The sequence below is a fragment of the Aquabacter albus genome (assembly GCF_040049275.1).
In the GTDB taxonomy this organism is placed as follows: Bacteria; Pseudomonadota; Alphaproteobacteria; order Rhizobiales; family Xanthobacteraceae; genus Aquabacter.
In genome coordinates, this window is record NZ_JBDZDT010000002.1 from 113,238 (window position 1) to 140,235 (window position 26,998).

Genomic DNA, 26,998 nt, shown 5'->3' on the forward strand with positions numbered 1-26,998 from the left:
GTGTGTCAGACCGCACCGGCCAGAAGCATGACACCCGCTGCAGCGACAGCGACACCGGCGCCGCGGACCCAGGCCTGCCCGTGCGTCTCACCAAAGCGGCCGATGAGCATGCCAAGGCCAAGCCCCGCAAGATGCAGTACGGTGGTGGCCAGCATGAAGCCGGCGCCATAGGCGAGCCCGCTCGCATCCTCCGGCATTTCCGCGCCATGGGCGTGGCCGTGGAAGATGGCGAACAGCCCCACCACCGCCATGGCCGCCGCCAGCGGCGCCTTGACGCCAAGGGCCACCACGGCGCCCAGCACCACCACCGACAAAGCGATGCCGATCTCTACGAACGGAAGCTCGACACCGGACATGCCCAGCGCGCCGCCGGCCGCCATGAGCGCCACGAAGGTCGCGGGCACCGCCCAGACGGCCCGGCCGCCGAGCTGCCAGGCGAAGATGCCCACCGTCACCATGGCCAGCACATGGTCGAGGCCGGTGATGGGATGGCCGAAGCCGTGCGCGAAGCCATGGGCATCGCCGACGCCCGTATGGGCGAATGCGAGCGAGGGGGCGAGGGCGAGAAGGCCAGCCAGAAGGCCGGCGCGGGCGGGACGGATCATCGGCGGAATCCCCAATATATCGGGGTATGCTAAGCTGCGGCCGCTGCACTGCGCAACGTGTTGTTCTGCGTTTGGGCCTTCCATTGGTTGGCACCGGCGCGCGGTATTGATATGCAGTGCCGCGATTTCTTCTTTGAAGCGAGAATCTTGATGACCCGCGATCTCTGCGCCCCGCGCACCGGCCTTCTGGCGGGCCTGTTCATTGCGGCGGGTATTGTTTCAGCCGCGGCGCAGACAGCGGCACCGCCTGCTGCCGCCCCGGCGCAGCAGAGCCAGCCGAGGAAGCCCGCTGCACCGGCCCAGGCTCAGGCCCCAGCCCCAGCCGCGCAGAAGCCGGCTCCGGGCGCCCAGACCGACGGCGGCCCGAGCCGCACCAGTGCGACCTATGACGATTGGGTGGTGCGCTGCGAGCGCGGTGATGGCACGGGCGGCGTCAAGGTGTGCGAGGTGGCCCAGACCCTTCAGATCGGCAACCAGCAGCAGAACCTCGTGGCACAGGTGGTGTTCGGCAAGCTGAAGAGCGACACCCCGCTGCGCCTCGTGCTCCAGCTTCCCGTGGGTGTGTGGCTGCCGGCGGGCGCCACGTTCACCGCCGGGGACAATGGCAAGGCGATCCCCGCCAGCTTCAAGTTCTGCATCCAGGCCTGCATCGCGGACACCGACCTCAGCGCGCAGGATGCGGCCGCGCTGTCCACCGCTTCAGGCTCGGCGTCCCTGGTGTTCCAGGACCGCAACCAGGCGCAGATTACCCTGCCGATTTCCTTGAAGGGCCTCGCCGCCGCACTCGCTGCCCGCGACAAGCTGTGAGGGTCGGCTCCGCCGCCTGTGGCGGCGGGCATGGCCGGACGATGGGGGTGTTTGATCTCTGATGCTGCGGCGCATCAGAGATGCTCCTGGCGCATGGCAGAGTATAAAATATATTAGATTCAACGTGTTGATTCATCGATAGGGCCGTTGGTCGGCTTCCCTTTAGGTCAACCTCCTTGACCTTTGCTGCGCCGCACATAAGTTCCCCTCCGGGGGCTGGTCATGCTCAGGAGGCCGGAGATGCAAGTCGATGAAGAGGGCGCTGTCGCCCCGGTGATTCGTCGCCTTTGGCCTGCCGAGGCCCGCCTGTTCCGGGAACATCTGCTGCGCCTAGACCCCGAGAGCCGCCGCAGCCGCTTCGGTTCGGCGGTGGGGGAAGAGTTCATCGTCCATTATGCCGGCCGGGTCTTCCGCTCTGGCACCATCGTGCTTGGCGCGTTCATCGACGGCCAACTGGGGGCGGCGGCGGAGCTTTATCCCCTGTCCGAGATCCTGGCCCATGAGGCGGAGGCCGCCTTCAGCGTGGAGAGCGGGTTCCAGAACCATGGCCTCGGCACCCTTCTCATGGAGCGGGTGATCCTTGCCGCTCGCAATCGCGGCATCCGCACGCTGCAGATGAATTGCCTCGCTTATAACCGGCCCATGCAGCAGGTGGCGCGGAAGTTCGATGCGGACCTCGCCTTCGACAGCGATTCCGTGGTGGCGCAGGTGACGGCGCCCTTCCCCACCGCCCTTTCGCTGGCCGAGGAGGCGAACGCCGAGGCGCGTGGCGTGGCGGGCACCATCTTCCATGCGCAGCGGCGCGCCGCAGGCCGTGTCCTGGACCTTCTCCTGCCGCCGGCGCGGGCGGCGTAAAGCCAATCGACATCGGGAAATAAGCGGGTTCACCGCTTTTCCTACCATCATGGCCGGGCTTGTCCCGGCCATCTACGGGGCTCCGCCGGGTGCGGAATTAAAGGATAGCCGTGGATGCTCGGGACAAGCCTGGCCATGACGGCGCTTGATGCCCATGGTCCCCAAGAGTGAATGTCGATTGGCCTTGGGCGGTCCCAGGGCCACGCTCTCAGTGCGAGACGGACTTCGAGACGAGGTTCACCACGAGGACCCCGGCAATGATGAGGCCGAGCCCGATGATGGCGGCAAGGTCCAGCTTCTGCCCGTAGAGCACCGCGCCGATGCCGGCCACCAGTACGATGCCGACGCCCGACCATATGGCATAGGCGATGCCCACCGGCATGGTGCGCAAGGTGAGCGAGAGGCAATAGAAGGCGATGGCATAGCCGACCACCACGATGATGGAGGGGCCGATGCGGGTGAAGCCCTCCGCCGCCTTCAGGGCCGAGGTGGCGATGACTTCGGCGAGGATGGCGATGAAAAGCAGAAGGTAGGTCATGGCGCCATGAAGCGGTAAGCCGCTCGGGCCGTCAACGGGATTCCCAGGCGTGGCCCGGAGCGTTGGCGTCATCCCCGGACTTGATCCGGGGATCTCCACGAGGCCGCACCGAAGAGGATGACCGGGTCAGGTCCGGCCATGGCGGTTCAGCGGGGGCGCCTAATGGAAGTTTCGTCCCTTGTGCACGGCGGAGCGGGCGCTCGGGGGATGGGTGGCCTCCGTCAGGGCCGGGAGCGGAAGCCGCTTGCGGCCGCCGGGGCCTTCATCCTCCTGGTCGGGGCCGCCATGGCGCACAGCATCGGTGCGCAGGATGGGATCGATGCGCGAACCGTCCGCGCCCACATCCTCCAGAAGATGGCTCCAATCCTCGATGTGCTCGGCGACGAGGTGGATGACCTTGCTCTCGTTCTGGAGCCGGCCCGTGACGCCCACGAGGCGCGCGCCCATCACCTGGGGACGGAACGTCTCGAACACGCGGGGCCAGACGATGATGTTGGCCCAGGCGTCCTCGTCCTCGATGGTCATGAAGATGACGCCGCTCGCCGTGCCCGGCCGCTGGCGCACCAAAACGAGGCCGGAGAGCATGAGGCGCCGCCCGGTGCGCAGCTCCGGCAGGCGGTTCGCGGGCGTGACGCCGCGTTTTTCCAGGGTGTGGCGCAGGAAGGCCACGGGGTGGTCCTTCAGGGACAGCTTCAGGTGGCGGTAATCGGCGATCACCTGGGCGCCCGGCGGCAGGATCGGCAGGTCCACGTCCGGCTCGCGCGCAGATGAGGCGGCGCGGAACAAGGGCAGGTCGTCCTTGTCGCCGGAGCGCCTGAGCCCCCGCACCGCCCAGAGGGCCGCGCGTCGGTCGAGGCCGAGGGAGCGGAAGGCGTCGGCATCGGCGAGCCGCTCCAGGGAGGAGGGCGGCAGTCCCGTGCGCAGCCAGAGGTCGCGCACGCTGTCATAACCCGCGCCACGGCGCTGCGCGATGAGCTTTGCCTCATCCTCCCTGAAGCCGTCAACCTGCCGCAATCCGAGGCGCAGGGCATGGGTGGTGCGGATGTCGCCGGTCATCTCCGCATGGCGGGGATGGACGCGCGTGCGGGCGGGTGGGAAGGCACTCCCCTCGGTTTTTCCCTCCCCCCTTGAGGGGGAGGGCGGGGTGGGCGGTATCCCTCCGCTCGTGCCAGCGGCGGTGGTCCAGGCGGCGCCATACCCCCCTCCCCAACCCTCCCCCGCAAGGGGGGAGGGGGAAGGCTGGGCGGGGGAAGGGGAAGGCAGGGTCGGAGAGGGAGTAAGGGCGGTGGAGAAGTCGGGCAGCGCCGGAAGTGACGCCTCTTCCTCCTCCAGCGTGTGGTCCCAGCAGGAGGCATTCACATCCACGGGGCGCACTTCGACCCCATGCTCCTGCGCATCGCGCACCAATTGGGCCGGCTGGTAGAAGCCCATGGGCCAGGCGTTCAGCATGCCGGCCAGGAACACGTCCGGGTAATGGCATTTGATCCAGGCGGAGCAATAGACCAGCAACGCGAAGCTCTCCGCATGGGAGCGCGGGAAGCCATAGGAGCCGAAGCCTTTGATTTGCTCCCAGATTTTCTCGGCAAAGCTGCGATCATATTTCTTCGCGATCATGCCGTTGATGAGTTTGTCGCGGAATGTGCCGATTGTGCCTATGTTCTTGAAGGTCGCCATGGAGCGGCGGAGTTTGTCCGCCTCCTCCGGCGAAAAGCCCGCTGCGACGATAGCGATCTGCATCGCCTGCTCCTGGAACAGGGGCACGCCGAGCGTGCCTTCCAGCACCTCCTTCAATTCCGCCGAGGGGTAGACCACGGGCTCGATCCCCTGCTTGCGCCGCAGATAGGGATGCACCATTCCGCCCTGGATGGGGCCGGGGCGCACGATGGCCACCTCCACCACGATGTCGTCCATGCATGCGGGCCTGAGGCGCGGCAGCATGGTCTGCTGGGCGCGGCTCTCCACCTGGAACACACCGATGGAATCCGCCCGCTGGAGCATGGCGTAGATACGGTCATCCTCCTGCTCCACGTGGCTGATCTTTCCGTATTTGTCTCCGTAATGCGCCTCGAGCAGCCCGTAGCATTTCTTAATGGCGGTCAGCATGCCCAGCGCCAGCACGTCCACCTTCAGGAGGCCGACGGCTTCCAGGTCGTCCTTGTTCCATTCGATGATGGGCCGCGCATCCATGGCGGAGCGGGTGAGCGGCACGGTCTCGTCGAGGCGGTCGTGGGTCACCACCATGCCGCCCACATGCTGGGAGAGGTGGCGCGGAAATTCCATCATCGCCTTGGTGAGCGTGAGCGTCATGGCAAGGCGCTTGTCGGAAGGATCGAGCCCCAGCCGACGCGCCTCCTCCGCCTTGATGCCGCCGGATGACCAGCCCCAGACCGAGCCGGCGAGCGCGCCCACCGTGTCGTCGGAGAGGCCGAACACCTTGCCCACCTCGCGGACCGCCGAGCGGGTGCGGTAGGTGATGGTGGTGGCCGCTAACCCCGCATGGGCGGCACCGTAGCGGTCATAGACGAATTGCAGTACCTCGCCGCGCCGGCCGTGCTCGAAATCCACATCGATGTCCGGCGGCTCCTTGCGGTTCCGGGAGATGAAGCGCTCGAACAGGAGCGAGGATTTCATGGGGTTCACCTCGGTGAGGCCGAGGCAGTAGCACACGGTGGAATTTGCGGCCGAACCGCGCCCCTGGCAGAGGATTTCTTTGTCCCTGGCGAAGCGGACGATCTCGTCCACGGTGAGGAAATAGGGCGCGTAGCCCAGCTCCCCGATGATGGCGAGTTCGTGGATGAGCGCGCTGCGGATCTTGGGAGGAATGCCCTCCGGATAGCGCTCGGCGGCGCCGGCCCAGGCCTTGGCGTGGAGGGCGTCCTGTGGTGAGGCATAGCCGTCGCGGGCCTCGCGCGGATAGGTGGGCTCCAGATGGTCCAGCGAGAATTTGAGGCGGGAGAAGAAGGCCATCGTCTCCGCGACCGCCTCGGGCGCGGCGCGGAACAGGCGGGCCATCTCGGCGGCACCCTTCAGATGCCGCTCGGCATTGGCTTCGAGAAGGCGGCCCGCCTGGTCCAGGGTCACATGCGCGCGGATGCAGGTGAGGACGTCGTGTAGCGGCCGTCGGTCGGGATGGTGATAGAGCACGTCTCCCACCGCCAGCAGCGGCAGGCGGGCGCGCCGCGCCGCCTCCGCGAGGCGGGCGAGGCGGCGGCCGTCATCTCCCCCATGGGGCATGGCGGCGGCGAGCCAGAGGCGGTCTCCGGCAGCCTCTTTCAGCCGATCCAAAAGCTTGGAAAAGCCTTCCCCCAGGCGGCGCGGCGGCAGCACGGCGAGGCAGAGCCCGTCCTGCCATTCGAGGAGGTCGGGCAAGGACAGAAGGCAATCGCCTTTCTCCGCGCGCATGTTGCCGGCTGTGAGGAGGCGGCAAAGCCGGCCATAGGCGGCGCGGTCCGTGGGATAGGCTAGGATGTCCGGCGTGCCGTCGCAAAAAGCGAGCCGCGCGCCCACGGCCAGCGGAAACCCCATGGCCTTCGCCTGCTCATGGGCGCGCACCACGCCGGCCAGCGTGTTGCGGTCGGCGATGCCCACTCCCGCATGGCCCCGCGCCTGCGCCGCCAGCACATATTCGTTGGGGTGCGAGCTGCCTTTCAGGAAGGTGAAATTGGAGGTGGTGGCGAGCTCCACGTAAGGGGGCGGGGCGGGAAGGGGCGTTCCCTCCTTCTGGAAATCTCCCTGGATCAGCTCCCCGCTCATCCGAACAGTCCGTGCACATACCAGGCGGGTTGCACCACCTCCGTGCCGAACAGTCCCGCCCGGAACAGCCAGAAGCGGCGGCCGTCCGTGGTCTCCACACGGAAATAATCCCGCGTGGGGCTGAGGCCCTCCTCGCGCCACCAGGGGGCGGCGATGCGCTCCGGGCCTTCCGCACGCATCACATGATGGGTGAGGTGGCGCCAGCGGAAGCGGATGGGCGGACCGTCCGGCACCTCGGCCACCGCTTCCACAAGCTCCGGCCGCTCGAACAGGCGCGGCGGCCGGGAGGGGGCGTCCGTGTCAGCCTGGGGGAGGCGGGGATTGTCGAGGGCCGCCGGGTCGAAGGCGCGGCGCGCCTTCTGGGCCGGCACCAGCCGGCACGCCTCTTCCGGAATATGGGCGTCCTGCAGCACCGGCACCGTGATGCGCGCCCCCCCCAGCCGGGCGGCGAGGCGGTCGATCAAGGCATCGCGCGCGGCGTCCGCCTCGCGGTGGGCATCGAAGCCGTCCTGCCGGTGGGCGAGGGGCTCGGTGAGGGGGGCGGAGAGGCGCAGAAGGTCGAAGCCGAAGCCGGCATCCAGGCTTTCCAGCGCCGCCACCTTCTCCGCGAACAGCCGCCGCACGAAGGCGGGATCGCGCACCGGCCGGCCGGTGCCGACGGTGAGGCGCGTCACTTTCCCGTCCACGCGGAACAAAGCAAGGTCGAGCCGTCGTGCTCCCATGCCGTTCCGCTCCAAGGCAGCGGCCAGCGTGCCGGCGAGGTGGTGGGTGAGGCCGAGCACGTCCTCCACCCGCTCGATGGGTTCGGCGAGCGGCTTCTCGGCGCTGAAGCGGGGCGGGGGGAAGCGGTGTTCCAGGGCCGCGCGCGCCGCGCCCGTGGCGGCGTCGAGCCTTGCCAGGAGCGGTGCGCCGAACCGGGCGGCGAGGGGGGCGCGGGGCTTGTCCTGAAGGTCGCTGATACGCGCGAAGCCGAGCCGCGCCAAGGCGGCGAGGGTGCCCGCCTCCGGACGCAGCGCGGCGAGCGGCAAGGGCGCGAGCAAAGCAGAAAGGTCCGTGCCCTCCGGCGCGATGCAGCCGCGCTTGCGGGAAAAGCGCGCGAGCGCGGCGGCGGCATCGGGGGTCGCGGCGATGGCCGCGCGGGCGGAAAAGCCCGTGCCGGAGACGCGGCCGATGAGGTCGCGCAACAGGCCCTTCTCTCCGCCGAACAGATGGGCGCAGCCGGAAATGTCCAGCAGCAGCCCGTCCGGCGCATCGAGGGCGAGGAGGGGCGTATAGCGCTCGCAGGCATCGGCGAAGGCGGCGAGCGCCCGCGCGTCCGCCTCCGGCGCGTGCTCGGCCACCTCAATGCCGGGGTGGCGCGCGCGGGCATCCGCCAGCGACAGGCCTGGCGCAAGCCCGAGCGCCGCGGCGGCGGTGTTCAGGGCGGCGAGGCGCAGCGCGTTCTTCTCCAGCGCCACGGTGACCCGCGGCGCGGCGCGCGCCTCAGGCGACAATGGCCGCTCGATGCGGTCCGTGGAGAGGCGGTCGAGCCACAGGCTGAGATAGCGGCGCTCGCAGGTCTCTGGGGGCAGGATCTCCGGGCTCATGGCGCAATCCCTCGGGCGGGGCGAGGCTGAAGGCGGAGCCTTGGAGCGCGAGCGTCCATTGCCCCGGCGGCCCGTGCCGGTTGCGGGTGAGGGTGGCGGAGAGGCAGGCCGGCCCGAGGCCGCCATAGGCATCGCGCGGCCGGCTTAAGGCGTGGCCGATCACCCAGCGGGTGAGGGCGGCGCAAGGCTCGGGGTCCCGGCTCTGGCGCAGCAACAGGCCGAGCGTGCCGCCCGCGCGCGCGGCCAGCGAGAGACGGCGCGTGGCGGTGAGCGGCTCCGGCAAGGGCGCCGCCACTTCGCCGAGGACGGCGGACAATCCCGTGCATTTCAGAGCCTCCTCCATCACCAGCAAAACGTCCTGCACCTTGCGCACCCGCACGAGGACGAGGGTGCCCTCGGGCAGGCCTATTTCCTCAAGGCCTGGCCCGTAGAGGCCGCCCGCCTCGAAGGCCGCGAGTTCCTGCTGCACCACCAGCACCGGCCGCCGCCCGGCCTTCGCCGCCTGCGCCGCAAGGGCGAGGCCGAACGCCGTCAGCGCTCCCTCAGTGCCCGGAGCCTTGGCGGACGCCTCGTGGAGCGCGCCCAAAGCGAGCCCGCCCCCGAGGGGGCCGTCCACGGCGGGGATGCCGAAGGGGAGCCATCCCCCGATATCCTCGAGGGGCTCACCTGCCGTGCCTCCGCCGCTCTCGATGGCGGCGATGCGGCGCCGGAGGCCCGCAATGTCCGCCGCTGCGGCGTTCGGATGGGACATGAAGCACGCTTGCCTCGCTCTTATGTTCTCTATTTGTTCTTATAGATTCCGGAACACGGGGCGGGAGTCAAGGCGGCCGATGGGGTCATGTCTCGGTTTGAAGGGTGGCCGTGCGCCAGCCGCGCGTCTGCGCTATACCTTACGCAAGTAAGGGAGACAGAGATGAAGGCAGGCTTCATTGGTCTCGGTATCGCGCTTGGCGCCGGGATCGGCGCAGCGACCGGCAACGTCGCCGTTGGGGTTGCGTTGGGGCTGGTTTTCGGCGCGGCGATCAGTGCCGCGAAAACGAAGCGGAATGCGCCGCCGCAGATTTCAAACTGAGACACTCCGGATGGGATTGCGTGACGTAAGGTCAGGCGCATAGGGTTCGGGCATGAAACCGACCCTCTATGCCCATCCCTTCTCATCCTACTGCCAGAAGGTGCTGATCGCGCTCTATGAGAACGACACGCCTTTCGACTTCCGCATGCTCGGCCCGGACCATTCGGAGGCGGAAGCGCAGCTCGAGGCGCTCTGGCCGCTGAAGCGCATGCCGGTGCTGGTGGATGGCGGCCGCCCCATCTTTGAGGCGAGCATCATCGTCGAGCATCTGGCGCTGAACCATCCCGGCCCCGTCCGGCTGATCCCCCAGGACGGGCAGGCGGCGCTCGACGTGCGCATGCTGGACCGCGTGTTCGACAATTACATCATGACCCCCATGCAGAAGCTGGTGTTCAACCAGATCCGCCCCGAGGCCGACCGCGATTCCTATGGCGTGACCGAGGCGCGGGTGATGCTCGACACGACCTATGCCTGGCTCGACCGGCGCATGGAGGGGCGGACCTGGGTCTGCGGCAACGCCTTCACCCTCGCCGATTGCGCGGCGGCGCCCTCGCTCTTCTTCGCGGACTGGGCCCATGAAATCCCCGCCGCGCTCATGCATCTGCGCGCCTATCGCGCCCGCCTCCTCAGGCACCCGTCCTTCGCGCGGGCGGTGGACGAGGCGCGGCCCTATCGGGCGTTCTTCCCGCTGGGCGCGCCCGACCGGGATTGAGGCGCGGCGCCCGTCTCCTCCATCACCCGGTCGCGGGCAGCACGACGGCGCGCGTGCCCAGGGGGACGCGCCGGTAGAGGTCCATGATGTCCTGGTTCAGCAGCCGCACGCAGCCGGAGGACACCATGGTGCCGATGGTCCAGGGCTCTACCGTGCCGTGCAGGCGATAGAGTGTGTCCTCGCCGCCCCGGTAGAGATAGAGCGCGCGGGGACCCAAAGGATTGCCCACCCCGCCCGCCATGCCGCCGGCATATTTGGCATAGCGGGCCGGCTCGCGGCGGATCATGTCGGAGGTCGGAGTCCAGCGCGGCCATTCGGCCTTGCGGGCGATCACCGCCGCGCCCCGGAAGTTGAAGGCCTCTTCCTTTCCCACGCCGACGCCATAGCGCAGGGCCTGCCCGCCCTCCAGGACGAGATAGGCATAGCGCTCCCTGGGGTCGACGATGATGGTGCCGGGCTGTTCGCGGGTGGGATAGGACACCACTTGGCGCAGGAATCTCGGGTCCACCTCGGTGAGGTCCACGGCGGGGACGGGAAAGGGCTCCGTCGCCACGGCCGCGTACATGGCCGTGTATTTGGGATCGATGCTTGGCTCCGGTTTTGCCACATCCTGCCGCTGGTCGGTGACGCAGCCCGCGAGCGCGGCGGAGGCCCCAAGCACGAACACCCGTCTGTCCATCGTCATTCTTCATCAGGCCCGTTGCGGTTTCGGGCGGGATAGGGAGCCATGGCGGCATACGCGTCCAGATGTTATGGGGTGATTGGGGCCATAACCAGGAGGCATGAATGGATCTCGCCCTCGCCTTGCGCGCTTTCGTGCGGACCCTGGAGCGGGGCTCGGTGACGGCGGCCGCGCGGGACCTGTCGGTCTCTCAGCCCGCCGTCACCAAGCATCTGCGAAACCTGGAGCGCCATGTGGGCGCGCGGCTGCTGGAGCGCTCCTCGCGCGTCGTGCGCCCCACGGCCCAGGGGTTGGCGCTCTATGAGGCCAGCCGCTCGGCGCTCGCCACCATCGATTCCGCGCTGGAGGGCGTGCGGCGCGACATGGGCGCGGTCGAAGGGCTCCTGCGCCTGCATGCGCCCTCCTGTCTCGGCGCCAAGCGGCTTCACAGGATCGTGCTGGACTTCCAGGCGGCGCACCCGGCGGTGACGGTGGACCTGATCCTGAATGACCGGAACGTGGATCTGGTCTGCGAGAATTTCGACCTCGCCGTGAAATACGGCCGGCCGGAAGGGCAGGATCTCATCATCCGCCGCCTCGGCTTTATCAGGCGCATCCTCGTGGCCTCGCCCGCATTCCTGGCGCGGGTGGGGCCCATCGAAACCCCCGAAGATCTCTCCCGGGTGGACCTCGTCACCACGCCGGCCTTTCTGTCGCCGCGCGATACGCTGGCGCTCCAGAGGCGCGGCGAGACGGTGGATATCGCCATCCGGCCGATCCTGCGCACCAACAATGCGGAGGTCATCGCCAGCACCCTTGTGGAGGGGCACGCGGCCGGGCCGGTGCAGCATCTGCTCATTTCCGAAGAGCTGGCATCGGGAAGGCTGGTGCGCATCCTGCCCGAATATCAGGTGAAATCGACGGAGGCGTTCCTCGCCTATCCCTCGGTCCGCTTCATGCGCCCGGTGGTGCGGGCCTTCACCGATTTCGTCGTGCCGGCCCTGCGCGCCATCGAGGGGCTGGATGGGGTCGAGCAAGCCCCGGCTCTGTTGGAAGAAGCCGAAAGGCTGGAATACAGCGCCGCCTGACCCAGACGCCTTACGTCTTCGCGGCCACGGCGCCCTCGACCTCCACGGCCGCGGCTTCCTTGTGGGCATCCTCCATCCGGTCCAGCTTCCGCAGCGGCGGGCAGAGCCAGGCGCCCAAGGCGGTGACAGTGACGATGGCGAAGCAGCCGGTGACCACGGCCGGCACCACGCCGATGAGGCCGCCCATAAGCCCGGCGCGGAAGTCGCCCAATTCGTTGGAGGCGCTCACCACCACTTGGTTCACGGCATTGACGCGGCCCTGCATGGCGTCGGGGGTGGCGAGCTGGACCACTGTCGTGCGCACCACCACGCTCACCATGTCGGCGCTGCCGGCGATGGCCAAAGCGATGCAGGACATGAGGATGTTCTCCGACAGGCCGAACACCAGCGTCGCCAGCCCGTGCACCCCCACCGCAACAAGGAAGATCGGCCCCGCATAACGCTTCAGGGGGTAGCGGGCGAGGGTGACGGCCATGAGCACGGCGCCCACTGCGGGGGCGGCGCGCAGCAGGCCGAGGCCCACCGGCCCGGCATGCAGGATGTCCTTGGCATAGACCGGCAGCAGCGCCACCACCCCGCCCAGCAGCACGGCGAAGAGATCCAGCAAGATGGCGCCGAGGATCAGGGGCTTGCGCCAGACGAACTGGATGCCCTCCACCACCCGCTCCAGCATGGAGATGCCGTTGGTGCCGGCGGTGGGGGCCACCGCTGGGGGGATCTGCATGCGCCACCAGATGAAGGCGGAGAGCAGGCTCAGGAGGGCGGTCGCCCCATAGGCGGCGTCCTGGCCGAACAGCAGAAGCACGCCCGCCGCCGCCGGGCCCGCAATGATGGCGAACTGCCCCGCGCTGGAGCCCCAGGCGACGCCGCCGGCAAGGCGTTCCGGCCCAAGGATCTGCGGCAGCAGCGAGGGCAGCGCGACGCGGTTGAAGGCGGCGCCGATGCCGAACACGGCGGACAGCGCGATATAGGGCCAGACCTCGGCCACCTGCATCAGCGCCATGGCCAGGAACCCGGCCGAGGCTGCCGTGAGGATCAGGGAGGACAGGGTCATGATGAGCGAGCGGCTCACCCGGTCCGCCCAGTCGCCGATGATCAGCCCGAACAGCACCATGGGGATGAACATGGCGAGGCCCACATAGCCGAGCGCGATGGGGTCGTGGCTGAATTCGTAGATGTGCCAGCCTACCACCACCGCCTGCATGCGGGTGACCAGCTGGCTGGAGAGCCGCCCGGCGAGATAGGCGCGGAACAAGGGGTCCTTGAGAACGTCCGCGTCCTTGCCCGGGCGGGAGGGGTCTGTGGTCTGGCCCATAATGGGGGATCGATCCGGAACGGTGCGGCGGGCGCCTCCATGGGAGACGCCTCTACCTAAGCGGCGAAACCATCATATTCAAAGAGTTTAAACGGGCGTTTCAGCCGCTGGCGCGCGACGCGGGCGTTTCCCGCCTCACACAATCGCGAGCTAACGCTCCGTCAGCTTCAGCTCGATGCGGCGGTTGCGGGACAGGGAATCGTCGGATGTGCCGGTGTCGATGGGCTGATACTCGCCGAAGCCGGCGGCGATCAGATGCTGGGGCTGCACGCCTTTGCTGATGAGATATTGCACCACCGCGATGGCGCGCGCCGCCGAAAGCTCCCAGTTGGAGGGGAATTGCGGGGTGGAGATGGGCCGCGAGTCGGTGTGGCCGTCCACCCGCAGGGCCCAGGAGATGTCCGGCGGGATCTGCTTTTCAAGGTCGAGGATGGCGCCGGCGAGCTGGTCGAGGGCGGCCAGCGCCTCGGGGCGGGGGCTGGCCGAGCCCCGGTCGAAGAACACTTCCGACTGGAACACGAAGCGGTCGCCGACGATGCGCACGTCCGGCCGGTTGCCGAGGATGTCGCGCAGGCGGCCGAAGAATTCCGAGCGGAAGCGGCTCAGCTCCTGCACCCTTTGGGCGAGGGCCACGTTCAGGCGCCGGCCGAGATCAGCGATCTTGGACTGGCTCTCCTGGTCGCGCTTCTCGGAGACGTTCAGCGCCTCCTCCAGCGCCGCCATCTGGCGCCGGAGCGCCGCGATCTGCTGGTTCAGGAGCTCGATCTGGGACAAGGCGCGGGAAGCCACATCCTTCTGAGCGTCCATCTCGCGGGCCAGCGCCTGCTCGCGGGAGGGATCGGGCGCGGCGGGGGCGGCGCTGACCTGGCCGCGCAGGCGGTCGCGCTCGGCCTCCAGGGCGAACAGATTGGCACGCAGCGTGCTGATCTCGCCTTCCGCCGTCTGGCCCGTGGCGCGCTCCAGGGAGAGCAGTTCGGTGAGCTGGCGGATTTGCGATTGGAGGCGCTGGAGGACGTTGTCCTTGCCGGACATCTCCTGCGTGATGAAGAACTGGGTGATCATGAAGACGGATAGCAGGAAGATGAACACCAGCAGCAGCGTGGAAAGGGCATCCACGAAGCCCGGCCAGTAGTCGATCGTCCGCTCGCGCCCGCGCCGTCCGAGAGCCATGGGTCAGGCCCTCCGCGTGTCCTGGCCGTGGGTTTCGGCCGCAAGGCCGTCGAGGCTCTGGTCCAGCCGGTCGACGATGCGGCGCATCTCTTCCTGCTGGGCGCCCTGCACCTCGATCATCTGCTTCATCAACGCCTGTTCGGAACGCATGTGGGTGACGAGGCCCTGGAGGCTTTCGGCGAGGTGCGCCATGGCGCTGGTGACGCGCTGGGAGCCCGCCTCCGTCATGGTGCGATCCAGCTTGTTGAGGGCTTCCACCAGGGGGGCGATCTCGAACGCTTGGGGCGGCGGCAAGGCGAGGGGCACCGCCGTCGCCTCAACCACGGTCACCGGCTCCGCGAGCCGCTCCCGCACCACGGGCGGCGGCAGGGTGCCGGTCTCGCCGATGTCGCGCACCGTGGTGGAGAGCCAGTCCTCGAGGTCGGTATAGAAGCGGTTCTGGGCCTGGCCCGCCTGAAGGTCGAGGAAGCCGAGCACCAGCGAGCCGGCAAGGCCGAACAGGGAGGATGAAAACGAGATGCCCATGCCGCCCAGCGGCGCGGCGAGGCCCCTTTTGATCTCCTCGAACACCGAGCCGCTGTCCGGCCGCACTTCCAGCGCGCCGATGACCCCGCCGATGGAGGAAACGGTCTCCAGAAGGCCCCAGAAGGTGCCGAGCAGGCCGAGGAAGACGAGCAGGCCGGTGAGATAGCGTGCCGTGTCGCGCGCCTCGTCCAGGCGCGTCCCGATGGAATCGAGGATGGAGCGCATGGTGGCCTGGGAAATGGACATGCGCCCGATTCGGTCCCCCAGCAGCGCCGCCATGGGCGCGAGCAGCGTGGGAGCGCGGGACACTGCGAGGCCGGGATCGGCGAGGCGGAAGGAATTGACCCAGTCCACTTCCGGGAAAAGCCGCGCCACCTGGCGTATGGCCAGGATGATGCCGATGGCGAGCACGCCGAAGATCACCCCGTTCAGGCCGGGATTGTTCATGAAGGCTTCGAGGATCTGCTTATAGAGCACCGAGGTCAGCGCCAGGCAGAGCCCGAGGAAGACGATCATCCGGACAAGGAAGATGCGGGGGGAGGAGACCTTGATGAATGGATCGACGATGCGCGCCATGTTCGTTCCCGCAGGCCCCTTCCGTCTAACCGGACTATGGCACAGATGATCTTGGATGGCACCCGAAGGGGCGCATTAAGCAATGAAACCCACACGCTAGACAGATGTCACGGCCGGACGTGACCCGGCCATCCCCCCGGAATTCCGGGTGACCCCTCGTTAACGCCTCGGGATGACGGGACGGTGGCAGTGTCTCCCCGCGGGAGATCACGCGCCCTTCAGCAGCGCCAGCAGGTCTCGGCGGATGTCCTCATTGCCGGCGATGACCTCGCCCTTTTCCAGCACCTTGTCGCCGCCATCGAGATCGGAGACGTAGCCGCCCGCCTCGCGCACGATGATCATGCCGGCGGCCATGTCCCAGGCTTCGAGGTCGCGCTCCCAGAAGGCGTCGAAGCGGCCGGCGGCCACCCAGGCGAGGTCGAGGGAGGCCGCGCCCGTGCGCCGCAGGCCCGCCACCTTGGTCTGCACGGCGGCGAGTTCCCGGTTGAACTGGCCATGATTGCCCCGGCCGAGATGGGGCAGGCCGCAGGACACCACCGAATCGATGAGCGTGCGCCGCGCCGCAACCCGCAGGCGCCGGTCGTTCAGGAACGCGCCCTGGCCCTTTTCCGCCACGTAGAGTTCGTCGGTGACCGGGTTGAAGATCACGCCCGCATACGGAATGCCGTTGCGCACCAGCGCGACCGATATGGCGAAGAGCGGGATGCCGTGGAGGAAGTTGGTGGTGCCGTCCAGCGGGTCGACGACCCATTCGTTGGCGGAATCCGTGCCCTCGACCCGGCCGCGCTCCTCCATGAGGAAGCTGAAGCCGGGGCGGACCCGGGAGAGTTCCTGGAACAGCGTGTCCTCGGCCTTGCGGTCGGCGGCCGAGACGAAGTTGGCCGGGCCCTTGGCGGAGACCTGGAGGTTCTCCACCTCGCCGAAATCGCGGATGAGGGCGCGTCCGGCCTTGCGCACGGCCTGGACCATCACGGTGATGAGGGGGGTACGGATCATGTGTTCTTCCTGCCAAGGCGCGGGGAGGGGCCGCGGGCGGCAGCCGGAAATGGGAGCGCGCACCCTGTGCCCGGCCTGGGTGGCGCCGTCAAGGCGGGCGGCGTCAGGGCAGGGCTGCGTTTCTCAAGGCGCTGCGTTTCTTAAAGCTTGGCGTCCGCCGTGTTGACCGCCCATTTGCGCGCGGTCTCCTCGGCCTTCTTGCGGTCGGCCTCCGGCAAGGAGGCGACCACCTGGTCGAGATAGGGGTCGCCGAGCCCCCTCGCCTTGGCGAGAAGGTGCCACTTGGCGGCGGCGAGGCGGTCCTGCGGCACGCCGCGCCCCACCGAGAGGAGGCGCGCATAGCGGTTCTGGGCGATGGCGTTGCCGCCCAGCGCCGCCTTGCGGAACAATTGGGCCGCGGCCGCCTCGTCCTTGGGGACCCCGTCGCCGTTGAAGGTGGCGATGGCGAGTTCCACTTCGGCGGTCACATGGCCCTGGGTGGCGGCCTCGCGCATGAGCTTCATGGCGGCGGCCTTGTCGGGGGCGACGCCATTGCCCTCCTTCAGCAGCACCGCGAGCGCGTATTGGGCGTCCGAGACCCCGGCATTTGCCGCCTGGCGAAACCATTTGGCGGCGACGGAGAAATCGGAGGGGAAGGGGCGGCCCTGCATATAAAGGAGGGCGAGATTGTAGGCGGCGGGGCCGTGGCCCTTGTTCGCGGCCTGCTCGAACCATTTGGCCGCATCGGCGTCGCTCTGCGCCACGCCCTGGCCGGTCAGATACATCATGCCGAGCGCGAACATGGCGTTGGCGTCGCCGGCCTGGCCGGCGCGGCGGTAATATTCGGCGGCCCGCGGCGGATCGTAGGGCACACCGAAGCCGCGCGCGTAAAGCTCGCCCAGCAGCGTCATGGCGGCGGGGTCGTTGCCCGCGCGCACGCGCTTGATCGCCTCCTGGGCGGCGGTGATGTAGAGGCCGCTCTGATAGGCGCCGAAGGCGACGTCCCCGCTGGGCGGCTGGGGGGCCTCGGGCTGCGCTGCCGCCTGGGCCGGGGCGGCGGGTTTTTGCGTCGCCGCACGTGCGGGGGCAGAACGCTGCTGGGCGGGAGGCTGTGCGGTCGTGGGCGCCGCCTGCTGGGCCTGCGCAAGCGCGGGAGGGGCGGCGAGCATCACCAGGAAAGCGATGGCGGCACGGTTCAACGCTGTGTCTCCGCGGCGCGGATCAGCGCATCCACCTTGCCGATGGCGGCTTCGGTGAGCATCGGCCCATCCAAGGCGATGAAATCGGCGCCGGCGCGGGCAAGGGCCAGCGCCTCCTCCTCCGTCTGCGCGATGCCAACGCAAGGCACCTCGAACAGCTCGGCCCACCAGTCCACCGCATCGAGCGTGAGCTCGAACGGGCCATCAAGGTCGCCGAACAGCACATAATCGGCCCCCGCTTCGCCCGCCTCCATGGCGTGGTGGCGGCTGGCGAGGCCACCCACTCCGGCAATGTGGCGCGGCTTCAAGGCGGGAAGGGCGGCGCGCAGCGGAGATACGCCGGGAAGATGCGCGCCATCCGCGCCAACGGCCGCCACAAGATCGGCGCGGCCATCGAGAAGGAAGGCGGCGCCGGCCTGCTGGATCGGCGCGGCAAGCGCCGCGAGCCGCTCGCGCTCCTTCGGGCCGTCGGCCACGTGCGCGACCACCGCCGCAATGTCACCGGCCCGCACCAGCGGTCCCACCGCCGGGGCGGCGATGTCGGTGGGCAGGATCAGCATGAGGCGGGTGGCGGGCTCGGAAGCGGGCATGGGGGATCGGTCGACCAGGAAACAGGCGAAAACGGGGCGTTGCCTTGGATGGCTAGCCGGATGAGGAGGAGAAAAGCAAGGGCAGGTTGTTCGAGGTATCTTGTAACCACCGTCATCAGTCGTCATCCCCGGGCTTGACCCTGGGATCCACGGCTATCCCCCAGAGGGAAATCCGGCGGAGCGGCATGGATGTTCGGGTCAAGCCGGGGCACGGCGGCTTGATGAGATTTCTCTGTCCCTGCCGCCGAACAAGAAAAACCCGCCGCACATCCCTGTGCGGCGGGTTTTTGAACGTCGGCGTTTCAGGCGGGGCTCACGCGGCCGCCTTGCGCTCCTGCTCGGCGGACCACTGGCCCTGCGCCGCCAGCGAGTTCATGCGCGCGCGGTGGTTGAAGGCGGCTTGGGCGGCGGCAACATTCTCCGCCTTGCCGGACCACGCCTTCTGCGGCGCGGCCTGGAGGGCGCGGCCGTAGGAATAGGTGAGCTTCCAGGGCAGGTTGCCCAGCTTCACCATGGCGTCGAGATGGGCGGTGGCTTCCTCGTCCGACTGGCCGCCGGAGAGGAAGGCGATGCCGGGAACCGCGCCGGGAACGCAGTTCTTGAGCACCCGCACGGTCTTCTCGGCCACTTCCTCCACCGAGGCGCCGGAGCGGGACTTCTTGCCGGGCACGATCATGTTGGGCTTCAGCACCATGCCTTCCAGGCGGATGCGCTGGAGGAACAGCTCCTCGAACACCGCCTTCAGCACGGCCTCGGTCACTTCGTAGCAGCGCTCGATGCCGTGGTCGCCGTCCATCAGCACTTCCGGCTCGACGATGGGGACGATCTTGTTCTCCTGGCACAGGGCCGCATAGCGGGCGAGCGCATGGGCATTGGTGCGCACGGCAGTCTGGCTCGGGATGCCGGCGCCGATATCGATCACCCCGCGCCACTTCGCGAAGCGGGCGCCAAGGTCATAATATTCCTTCAGCCGGCCGCCGAGGCCGTCGAGGCCCTCGGTGATGGTCTCGCCGGGGCAGCCGGCGAGCGGCTTTGCGCCCGCATCCACCTTGATGCCGGGGATAGAGCCGGCATCCTCGATCAGCTTCACCAGCGCCGTGCCATCCTTCGCCTTCTGGCGGATGGTCTCGTCGAACAGAATGACGCCGGAGATGTAGTCCCGCATGGCGGGGGCGGTGCGGAACATCAGCTCGCGATAGTCGCGGCGATTGTCCTCGGTGTTCTGGACGCCGATGGCGTCGAAGCGCTTCTGGATGGTCCCGGTGCTCTCGTCGGCGGCGAGAATGCCCTTACCGTCGGCCACCATTTTCTGCGCGATCGTCTCGAGCTCAGCAGTGATCATCGTGTTCACCATCCCTGGATGCCGCGGTTAGCGGCTTTGATCTTCGCCTATGAGTTTAACATTACGGCTTCAGCGCCGCAGCGCCTCGACGCCGGGGAGCGCCTTGCCCTCCAGCCATTCAAGGAACGCGCCACCAGCGGTAGACACGTAGGAGAACCGCTCGGCTGCGCCGGCATGGTTCAGCGCCGCCACCGTGTCACCGCCGCCGGCCACCGAGAGCAGCTTCCCCGCCTGGGTCGCATCCGCCACCGCGCGCGCTACCGCAACGGTGGCCGCGTCGAACGGGGTGAGCTCGAACGCGCCGAACGGGCCGTTCCACACCACCGTCTTCACCTTATTCAGCTTCTCGGCCACCAGCGCCACCGTGGCGGGGCCGGCATCGAGGATCATCTCGTCCTCGGCCACCTCGGTGACCTTCACCACGCGGTGCGGGGCGTTGGCCTCGAATTTCTTCGCCACCACCACATCCACCGGCAGGACGATCTCGCAATTCACCGACTTGGCTGTGTCGAGGATCTTCAGGGCCGTGGGGGCAAGGTCGTGCTCGCACAGCGACTTGCCCACGTTGATCCCCTGGGCGGCCAGGAAGGTGTTGGCCATGCCGCCACCGATCACCAGCACATCCACCTTGGCGGTGAGGTTGCCGAGCAGCTCCAGCTTGGTGGAGACCTTGGCGCCGCCGACCACCGCGAGCACCGGGCGCTCGGGCGCCTCCAGCGCCTTGGTGAGCGCGTCGATCTCACCCTGCATGGAACGCCCCGCAAAGGCCGGCAGCTTGTGCGCGAGGCCCTCGGTGGAGGCGTGGGAGCGGTGGGCGGTGGAGAAGCTGTCGTTCACATAGACGTCGCCGAGCCTCGCGAGCGCACCCACGAATTCCGGCGTGTTCTTCTCTTCGCCGGCGTGGAAGCGGGTGTTCTCCAGCACCAGCACGCCGCCTTCGTCCAGTTCGGCGACGGCTTTCTCGGCTTCCGTGCCGATGCAGTCGTCCACGAAGCCGACCTTCGCGCCGAGGCGCTCGGCCACGGCGGGGACGAGGGGCGCCAAAGACTGGCTCTCGTCACGGCCCTTCGGGCGGCCGAAATGGGAGATGAGGATGGCCCGCCCGCCCTTCTGCGTGATGGCGCGGATGGTGGGCAGGATCGCCTGGATGCGGGTGTCGTCGGTGACGCGCCCGCCTTCCATGGGGACATTGAGGTCCACACGGACCAGCACGCGCTTGCCGGCGAGGTCCGCGTCGTCGAGGGTGCGGAAAGCAGCCATGATGTCGGCTCCCGCTTGCCCGCTCAGCCCAACTTTCCGAGCGCGACCGCCGTATCCGCCATGCGGTTCGAGAAGCCCCACTCGTTATCATACCACGACATGACGCGAACCAGCGTCCCGTCCATCACCTTGGTCTGGTCCATGTGGAAGGTGGAGGAGTGGGGGTCGTGGTTGAAGTCGATGGAGACGTTGGGCTCCAGCGTGAAATTGAGGACGCCCTTCAGCTCCTGCTCGGCGGCGCGCTTGATGGCGGCGTTGATCTCCGCGACCGTGGTCGCGCGCTTCGCTACGAACTTCAGGTCGATGACCGAGACGTTCGGGGTGGGCACGCGGATGGAGACGCCGTCCAGCTTGCCGTTCAGCTCGGGGAGCACGAGGCCCACCGCCTTGGCGGCGCCGGTGGAGGTCGGGATCATGGACAGGGCCGCCGCGCGGGCGCGGTAGAGGTCCTTGTGCACCTGGTCCAGCGAGGGCTGGTCGTTGGTGTAGGAGTGCACGGTGGTCATGAAGCCGTGCTCGATGCCCACCGCATCGTTCAGCACCTTCGCCACGGGGGCGAGGCAGTTGGTGGTGCACGAGGCGTTGGAGACCACGAGGTGGTCCTTGGTGAGCTTGTCGTGGTTCACGCCGTAGACGATCGTGATATCCGCGCCGTCGGCAGGCGCCGAGACCAGCACGCGCTTGGCGCCGGCGGTGAGGTGCGCGGAGGCCTTTTCCTTCGAGGTGAAGATGCCGGTGCATTCCAGCGCGATGTCGACGCCGAGCTCCTTGTGGGGAAGCTGGGCGGGATCGCGCACGGCGGTCACCTTGATCTTGCCCTGGCCCACGTCGATGGTGTCGCCATCCACCTTCACCTCGGCCGGGAAGCGGCCGTGCACGCTGTCGTAGCGCAGCAGGTGGGCGTTGGTCTCCACGGGGGCGAGATCGTTGATCGCCACCACCTGGATGTCGGTGCGCCCCGATTCGATGATGGCGCGCAGCACGTTGCGCCCGATGCGACCGAATCCGTTAATGGCCACCTTCACCGTCATATCATCCTCCATTCGCCGGCCCTCAGGACCAGCCGTCCAATTTCCGACCCGTTCGGCCCGCGTTCATCATGCGGGTCTTGTTGCAACCCGTTGCGTCACGCCTGCCGAAGCTGGGAAAGGGCCGCTTCCGCGACCGCCTGAGGCGTAATGCCGAAATGCTTGAAAAGTTCCTTGGCCGGCGCGCTGGCGCCGAAGCCGGTCATGCCGACGAAGGCCGCGTCCGAGCCGATGATGGCGTCCCAGCCCATGCGGATCGCCGCCTCGATGCCGACCTTGGCCGGGGCCGTGCCCACCACCTTCGCGCGTTCGGCGGGCGAACGAGCCAGGAACAGCTCGAACGACGGCACGGAGACGATGCGGGTGGGAACGCCCTGGTCTTCCAGCAACTTGCGTGCCTCGGCCGCGAGCGAGACTTCCGAGCCCGTGGCGAACAGCGACACCTGGGCCTCGCCGCTGGCGGCGATGATCTCATAGGCGCCCTCGGAGGCGCGGTTGGCGTCGTCCGCGGTGCGCAGGATGGGCAGGTTCTGGCGCGAGAGGATCAGCGCGCTCGGCCGGTCCTTGGCGTTGAGCGCGATTTCCCAGCACTCGGCGGTCTCCACCGTGTCGCAAGGACGCAGCACGAGCAGATTGGGGATGGCGCGCAGCGCCGCCAGATGCTCCACCGGCTGGTGGGTGGGGCCGTCCTCGCCGAGGCCGATGGAATCGTGTGTGAGCACATGGACCACCCGCTCGCCCATGAGGGCGGCGAGGCGGATGGCCGGGCGGGAATAGTCCGAGAACACCAGGAAGGTGCCGGAATAGGGAATGATGCCGCCATGGAGGGCGATGCCGTTCATGGCCGCGGCCATGCCGTGCTCGCGCACGCCCCAATGCACGAAGGTGCCGGAGAAGTCGTCGGGCGTGACCGCCTTCTGGCCCTTGGCGCGGGTGTTGTTGGAGCCGGTGAGGTCGGCCGAGCCGCCCAGCATTTCCGGCACCGCCAGGGTGATGGCGTCCAGCGTGATCTCGGAGGACTTGCGGGTGGCGACCGCGCCACCGTCCGCCACCGCCTTGGCCTTCACGGCCTTGACCGCTTCGGCAAGGGCCGCGGCCGGCAGGTCGCCGCGCAGGCGGCGCTCGAATTCATCGCGCTCGGCTTCCGGCAGCTTGGCGAGGCGCTCCAGCCACGCGGCGCGGGCCGGGGCGCCCTTCAGGGCGGCATCGCTCCAGCCGGAGGCGACGTCCGCGGGGATCTGGAACGCGGCGGCATCCCAGTTCAGCGCCTTGCGGGTGGCCTCGATCTCCGCGGCGCCGAGGGGCGAGCCATGCACCTTCTCGCTGCCGGCCTTGGCGGGAGAGCCGAAGCCGATGGTGGTGCGGCAGGCGATCAGGCTCGGCGTGCCGGTCTTCTGCGCCGCTTCCAGCGCCGAAAGGATGGCGGCGGGATCGTGCCCATCGATGCGCGTCACGTCCCAGCCGGACGCCTGAAAGCGCGCGAGCTGGTCGGTGGAGCCGGAGAGCGAGGTGGCGCCGTCGATGGAGATCTTGTTGTCGTCCCACATGACGATCAGCTTGGAGAGCTTCATGTGCCCGGCCAGATCGATGGCCTCCTGGCTGATGCCCTCCATGAGATCGCCGTCGGAGGCGAGCACATAGGTATAATGGTCCACCACATCGGCGCCGAACTTCGCGGCCATCAAGCGCTCGCCCATGGCGAAGCCCACGGCCGTGGAAATGCCCTGCCCGAGGGGGCCGGTGGTGGTCTCGACGCCGGTGGTGACGAAATTCTCAGGATGGCCCGGGGTCAGCGAGCCGAGCTGCCGGAAGCGCTTCAGCTCCTCGATGGTCACGCTCTCGTAGCCGAGCAGGTGCAGCAGCGAATAAACCAGCATGGAGCCGTGGCCGGCGGAGAGGACGAAGCGATCCCGGTCCGGCCACTTGGGGTCCGCCGGATCGAACTTCATCACCTTCGAGAACAGCACGGTGGCGATGTCCGCCGCACCCATGGGCAATCCGGGATGGCCCGAATTCGCGGCTTCCACGGCATCCATGGCAAGGAACCGGATGGCATTGGCCATGCGGTCATGAAGGGTGCGGCTCAGCATGCGGGGCGTATCTCCGGCGCGGGGGGCGCCTCATTCCAATCCAGGCGGGACAGGGTTCGTGCCTGCCCCGGCGGCGGCAGTGATAGCAGCGCCGCTTCGGGTGTCAAACGCAGCGGTGGCGGAACGTCAAGTCCGCCAGGGGATTCAACACCGCGCCGCATCGTCGCGCTGTGCTGTCGTTTCAGCGATCTGGCGCCGAAAGAAGCTTCCGCAGGGTATCCCGGCTCCCACCCCAGAGCACGTCTGCTATGCGCCAGCCGGCGGGCGTGCGCACGACTTTATAGGTGACGGTCTTCTTCTCGTCGAAATTCTGGAACTGGGCGCTCACCTGCGCCTCCTTCGAGGAGACGGTCTTGGTGGCGTAATCCACGGACGTGATCTCGAAATCCTGCCCGTCCACGAACGGGTCGAAGTCGAGCCGGGCCTCATCGCGCTTGCCGTCCGCCACCAGCAGCTTGGCGAGTGCGGGGTCGAAATAATCCTTGGCGACCGAGGGGTCGGTATAGTCGAAGGCCACCGCGGTATCAGGCCGGGTATCGAGATAATGCTGGTAGAGCGCGCGGACGACGGCGTCGGGGGCGGGGGCAGGCGGTTTGGCGCTTTGCGCTGCGGCCGGAACGGTCGCCAGCGCACCCACGCAGCAGGCGGCAATGAGCAGGCGCAACGCCCGCAAGAGTGAGAAAGAACCCGTCATCATCGTGCCTGCGCGCCTCGTTTCCTCATCCCGCCCCGGCTTTTGAAGCAGGGTTCGGCGCCATGGTGACGCCAGAGCTTGTCTCAGCCACGTCTTAATTGCGTTGACAAGTGGGAAGTTGGTGGTGGCTTCGGCCTCGACTCAGCTACACTTCCCAGCATGTATGCCGTGAAGCAACGCCCTTTGGAACTCAGCCCCATCGAGCTCGCCGCCCAGCGGCTCAACGCTGCGCTTGACGCACTCTCGTCGGCGGTCGACCGCCGCCGGGAAATGGACCGCCAGCACGAGGCGTTGCTGGCGCAACTCCACGCCATGGGAAATGACCGCGCGCGGCTCGCCCAGGAGCTGGATGCCGCCTGCGCCCGCGTCATGGAACTGGGCGATGTGGGGCAGGAAGTGACTCGGCGCCTGGATGTGGCCATGGGCACCATTCGCGACGTGCTCGCGACCCACGGCGGATGAACATGGCCCATAACTTGGCCCAGGTGAAATAATGGCCCAGGTGAGCGTCACCATTTCCGGCCGTCAGTACAGGATGGCCTGTGACGAGGGGCAGGAGGAGCATCTGATGCGCCTCGCCCGCGAGGTGGACGCCCGCATCGGCCAGCTGCGAACCGCCTTCGGCGAGATCGGCGATCAGCGCCTCACCGTCATGGCCGCCGTGACCATCTCCGACGAGTTGCACGAGGCGCGCATGCGCATCAAGGCCCTAGAGAGCGATCTCGACGGCCAGCGCGACGCCCGCGCATCGGCCTTGGCGCGCATCGAGGCGAGCGAGGAGGCGGTGGCCCGCACCATCGACGAGGCCGCCGAGCGCCTGGAGCGCCTTGCCCACGACATCGCCCCGCCCGCCGCGCGGGTGGTGGGCATGGGGTGATTTGGGGACGGCTCACCTTCCCACTGGCGCATCCGCCCATGACCTCCTACATTAGCTCTCAAGCGGGGCTGCGGGGCTCGTTAGGAGACATTTCCCCGGGGCCTTATCGATCCTTAAGGGAGCTGTACCTGACCTTGCCCGTGGGCTTGGACATACGGCGCCCACCTACGCTGTAGGTTTCCCGGGATCGACCTCCGACGGCTTTTGCGGCTCCGCTCCCACCTTTTTCTTGGCCGGCTATCTATCCGGCACTATCCCATGACCCTTCCCTCCAGCGACGTGCAGGAAAAAGCCCGCCTGCGGGGCGAGGCTCTTGCCCGCCGCGCCGCCATGGGCACCGCGGCACGCGTGGCGGCGTCCGCTGCGGCGGCCCAGCATGCGCCGGTTCTGCTGGAAAACGTGTCGGGGCGTGTGGTCTCACTGTTCGCACCGTTCCGGGACGAGATCGACACCGCCCCGCTGGCTGCCCTGCTCTGGGATGCCGGCGCGCAGGTGGCGCTGCCGGTGGTCATTGCCCGCGACCTGCCTCTTTTGTTCCGCATCTGGCGGCCGGGCGACGTGCTGGAGCCCGTCGGCGCCTACCGCATCCCGACGCCGCTCCCGTCTTCCCCCCAGCTTGTCCCTCAGGATTTGATCGTGCCGCTCGCGGCCTTTGACCGGCGCGGCTATCGCATCGGCTACGGGGCAGGGCATTATGATCGTACCCTTGCGCTCCTGCGTGCGCAGGTGCCGGTGCGGGCCTTCGGCTATGCCTTCGCCTGCCAGGAAGTGGACGAAGTGCCCGTCGAGCCCCATGACGAGAGGGTGGATGGGATGATAACGGAGGCCGGGGCCTTTTCCTGCGGCGGCTAGACATGCGTATTTTATTTCTCGGAGACGTGGTTGGCCGGTCCGGCCGGGAAGCGGTGGCTGCACACCTGCCCGGCCTCATCACGCGCTGGCAGCTCGACCTCGTCGTGGTCAATGGCGAGAACGCCGCCGGAGGTTTTGGCATCACCGAGACCATCTATGACGAGTTCATCGCCGCCGGCGCCGATGCGGTGACCCTCGGCAATCACGCTTTCGACCAGCGCGAGGCCCTCGTCTTCATCGAACGCGCCGACCGGCTGGTGCGTCCGGCGAATTATCCGCCCGGCACCCCGGGACGCGGGACCGCCTTGGTGGAGGCCAAGAACGGGGCGCGGGTGCTGGTGACCAACATCATGGGCCGCACCTTCATGGACCCGCTGGACGATCCCTTCGCGGCCCTGGACAAGACCCTCGACGGGGTGGAGATGGGCGCCCACATGGATGCCGTCATCATCGACTTCCACGCCGAGACCACCAGCGAGAAGCAGGCCTTCGGCCATTATTGCGATGGCCGGGCAACCCTTGTGGTGGGCACCCACACCCATGTGCCCACCGCCGACCACCGCATTCTTTCCGGCGGCACCGCCTTCATGACCGATGTGGGCATGTGCGGCTGCTATGACGGCGTGATCGGCATGGACAAGGACGAGCCCCTGCGACGCTTCACCCGCAAGATCGGCTCCGGGCGGTTCGAGCCGGCAGCGGGGCCGGCGACGCTTTCGGGCCTTGCGGTGGAGAGCTGCGACAAGACCGGGCACGCCCTGAAGGTCGCCCCCGTGCGCCTCGGCGGCTCGCTGGCGGAGGCGCGGCCGGATTTTTGGGACGCTTAGC

Annotated in this window: 26 protein-coding genes and 1 other RNA gene; 10 read left to right on the top strand and 17 right to left on the bottom strand. The window is 68.2% G+C overall.

Annotated features, from left to right (window positions below; all coding sequences use genetic code 11):
- Positions 1–5: 5 nt before the first annotated feature.
- Entirely contained in the window at positions 6–605 is a 600-nt protein-coding gene (locus tag ABLE91_RS03610; protein WP_348928513.1) for a HupE/UreJ family protein, read from the bottom strand.
- A 150-nt stretch (positions 606–755) separates the two neighbouring features.
- On the opposite strand from ABLE91_RS03610, the gene ABLE91_RS03615 reads away from it, so the two are divergent.
- Together ABLE91_RS03615 and ABLE91_RS03620 are read left to right on the top strand one after the other, a co-directional pair.
- Positions 756–1,412, top strand: a complete 657-nt coding sequence (locus tag ABLE91_RS03615) for an invasion associated locus B family protein (protein ID WP_348928515.1) — start codon at positions 756–758, stop codon at positions 1,410–1,412.
- A gap of 240 nt (positions 1,413–1,652) precedes the next feature.
- Positions 1,653–2,267 carry a GNAT family N-acetyltransferase gene (locus ABLE91_RS03620; RefSeq protein ID WP_348928517.1) on the top strand — a complete coding sequence of 205 codons (615 nt, stop codon included), beginning with the start codon at positions 1,653–1,655 and terminating at the stop codon, positions 2,265–2,267.
- A gap of 208 nt (positions 2,268–2,475) precedes the next feature.
- On the opposite strand, the gene ABLE91_RS03625 is transcribed toward ABLE91_RS03620, so the two are convergent.
- From ABLE91_RS03625 to ABLE91_RS03640, 4 genes are all read right to left on the bottom strand, one after another.
- Positions 2,476–2,805, bottom strand: coding sequence for a DMT family transporter (locus tag ABLE91_RS03625; protein WP_348928519.1), 330 nt, complete (start codon positions 2,803–2,805; stop codon positions 2,476–2,478).
- Positions 2,806–2,964: 159 nt separating this feature from the next.
- Positions 2,965–6,558, bottom strand: a complete 3,594-nt coding sequence (locus ABLE91_RS03630) for an error-prone DNA polymerase (protein ID WP_348928521.1) — start codon at positions 6,556–6,558, stop codon at positions 2,965–2,967.
- On the bottom strand, positions 6,555–8,144 hold the full coding sequence (locus ABLE91_RS03635; RefSeq protein WP_348928523.1) for a Y-family DNA polymerase: 1,590 nt from the start codon (positions 8,142–8,144) through the stop codon (positions 6,555–6,557). Before ABLE91_RS03635 ends, ABLE91_RS03630 begins: the two co-directional genes overlap by 4 nt.
- The gene (locus tag ABLE91_RS03640; protein WP_348928525.1) at positions 8,041–8,895 is read right to left on the bottom strand and encodes an ImuA family protein; all 855 of its coding nucleotides are present in this window, start codon (positions 8,893–8,895) and stop codon (positions 8,041–8,043) included. Before ABLE91_RS03640 ends, ABLE91_RS03635 begins: the two co-directional genes overlap by 104 nt.
- A gap of 162 nt (positions 8,896–9,057) precedes the next feature.
- Between ABLE91_RS03640 and ABLE91_RS03645 the strand changes: the two genes are divergently transcribed.
- Positions 9,058–9,216, top strand: coding sequence for a glycine zipper domain-containing protein (locus ABLE91_RS03645; protein ID WP_348928526.1), 159 nt, complete (start codon positions 9,058–9,060; stop codon positions 9,214–9,216).
- A 52-nt stretch (positions 9,217–9,268) separates the two neighbouring features.
- The gene (locus tag ABLE91_RS03650) at positions 9,269–9,928 is read left to right on the top strand and encodes a glutathione S-transferase family protein (protein WP_348928528.1); all 660 of its coding nucleotides are present in this window, start codon (positions 9,269–9,271) and stop codon (positions 9,926–9,928) included.
- 22 nt (positions 9,929–9,950) lie between these two features.
- On the opposite strand, the gene ABLE91_RS03655 is transcribed toward ABLE91_RS03650, so the two are convergent.
- Positions 9,951–10,613: a L,D-transpeptidase gene (locus tag ABLE91_RS03655; RefSeq protein WP_348928529.1), complete on the bottom strand. Its 663-nt coding sequence runs from the start codon at positions 10,611–10,613 to the stop codon at positions 9,951–9,953.
- Between the two features lie 101 nt (positions 10,614–10,714).
- Here ABLE91_RS03655 and ABLE91_RS03660 point away from each other — a divergent pair, with 101 nt between their 5' ends.
- On the top strand, positions 10,715–11,677 hold the full coding sequence (locus ABLE91_RS03660) for a LysR family transcriptional regulator (protein ID WP_348928531.1): 963 nt from the start codon (positions 10,715–10,717) through the stop codon (positions 11,675–11,677).
- A gap of 10 nt (positions 11,678–11,687) precedes the next feature.
- On the opposite strand, the gene ABLE91_RS03665 is transcribed toward ABLE91_RS03660, so the two are convergent.
- The 11 genes from ABLE91_RS03665 to ABLE91_RS03715 all read right to left on the bottom strand — a co-directional run bounded on the left by ABLE91_RS03665 (position 11,688) and on the right by ABLE91_RS03715 (position 24,441).
- Positions 11,688–12,992, bottom strand: coding sequence for an MFS transporter (locus ABLE91_RS03665; RefSeq protein ID WP_348928533.1), 1,305 nt, complete (start codon positions 12,990–12,992; stop codon positions 11,688–11,690).
- Positions 12,993–13,142: 150 nt separating this feature from the next.
- Positions 13,143–14,162, bottom strand: a complete 1,020-nt coding sequence (locus ABLE91_RS03670) for a peptidoglycan -binding protein (RefSeq protein ID WP_348928535.1) — start codon at positions 14,160–14,162, stop codon at positions 13,143–13,145.
- 3 nt (positions 14,163–14,165) lie between these two features.
- Entirely contained in the window at positions 14,166–15,263 is a 1,098-nt protein-coding gene (locus ABLE91_RS03675) for an OmpH family outer membrane protein (RefSeq protein ID WP_348928536.1), read from the bottom strand.
- Between the two features lie 207 nt (positions 15,264–15,470).
- Positions 15,471–16,259, bottom strand: a complete 789-nt coding sequence (locus tag ABLE91_RS03680; RefSeq protein WP_348928538.1) for an inositol monophosphatase family protein — start codon at positions 16,257–16,259, stop codon at positions 15,471–15,473.
- A gap of 140 nt (positions 16,260–16,399) precedes the next feature.
- Positions 16,400–17,437 carry a tetratricopeptide repeat protein gene (locus ABLE91_RS03685; protein ID WP_348928540.1) on the bottom strand — a complete coding sequence of 346 codons (1,038 nt, stop codon included), beginning with the start codon at positions 17,435–17,437 and terminating at the stop codon, positions 16,400–16,402.
- Positions 17,434–18,027, bottom strand: coding sequence for a thiamine phosphate synthase (locus tag ABLE91_RS03690; protein ID WP_348928542.1), 594 nt, complete (start codon positions 18,025–18,027; stop codon positions 17,434–17,436). The genes ABLE91_RS03685 and ABLE91_RS03690 overlap by 4 nt, the downstream gene beginning before the upstream one ends.
- A 313-nt stretch (positions 18,028–18,340) precedes the next feature.
- Positions 18,341–19,369: a class I fructose-bisphosphate aldolase gene (locus ABLE91_RS03695; RefSeq protein WP_348928544.1), complete on the bottom strand. Its 1,029-nt coding sequence runs from the start codon at positions 19,367–19,369 to the stop codon at positions 18,341–18,343.
- A 69-nt stretch (positions 19,370–19,438) separates the two neighbouring features.
- Positions 19,439–20,629 (bottom strand): phosphoglycerate kinase, encoded by a 1,191-nt coding sequence (locus ABLE91_RS03700; RefSeq protein ID WP_348928546.1) that lies wholly within the window; start codon positions 20,627–20,629, stop codon positions 19,439–19,441.
- A gap of 23 nt (positions 20,630–20,652) precedes the next feature.
- Positions 20,653–21,660, bottom strand: coding sequence for a type I glyceraldehyde-3-phosphate dehydrogenase (gene gap, locus ABLE91_RS03705; protein WP_348928547.1), 1,008 nt, complete (start codon positions 21,658–21,660; stop codon positions 20,653–20,655).
- 95 nt (positions 21,661–21,755) lie between these two features.
- A complete protein-coding gene (tkt, locus tag ABLE91_RS03710) occupies positions 21,756–23,747 on the bottom strand; it encodes a transketolase (RefSeq protein ID WP_348928549.1) in 1,992 nt (663 codons plus the stop codon).
- A gap of 181 nt (positions 23,748–23,928) precedes the next feature.
- Entirely contained in the window at positions 23,929–24,441 is a 513-nt protein-coding gene (locus ABLE91_RS03715) for a DUF3828 domain-containing protein (RefSeq protein WP_348928551.1), read from the bottom strand.
- A 159-nt stretch (positions 24,442–24,600) separates the two neighbouring features.
- Here ABLE91_RS03715 and ABLE91_RS03720 point away from each other — a divergent pair, with 159 nt between their 5' ends.
- From ABLE91_RS03720 to ABLE91_RS03740, 5 genes are all read left to right on the top strand, one after another.
- Positions 24,601–24,903 (top strand): DUF4164 domain-containing protein, encoded by a 303-nt coding sequence (locus tag ABLE91_RS03720; protein WP_510181899.1) that lies wholly within the window; start codon positions 24,601–24,603, stop codon positions 24,901–24,903.
- Between the two features lie 31 nt (positions 24,904–24,934).
- Entirely contained in the window at positions 24,935–25,318 is a 384-nt protein-coding gene (locus tag ABLE91_RS03725) for a cell division protein ZapA (protein ID WP_348928554.1), read from the top strand.
- Between the two features lie 62 nt (positions 25,319–25,380).
- Positions 25,381–25,535: non-coding RNA, 6S RNA (gene ssrS / locus ABLE91_RS03730), on the top strand.
- Between the two features lie 41 nt (positions 25,536–25,576).
- Positions 25,577–26,170 (top strand): 5-formyltetrahydrofolate cyclo-ligase, encoded by a 594-nt coding sequence (locus ABLE91_RS03735; RefSeq protein ID WP_348928556.1) that lies wholly within the window; start codon positions 25,577–25,579, stop codon positions 26,168–26,170.
- Between the two features lie 2 nt (positions 26,171–26,172).
- A complete protein-coding gene (locus tag ABLE91_RS03740; RefSeq protein ID WP_348928558.1) occupies positions 26,173–26,997 on the top strand; it encodes a TIGR00282 family metallophosphoesterase in 825 nt (274 codons plus the stop codon).
- The last annotated feature ends 1 nt before the right edge of the window (position 26,998 follow it).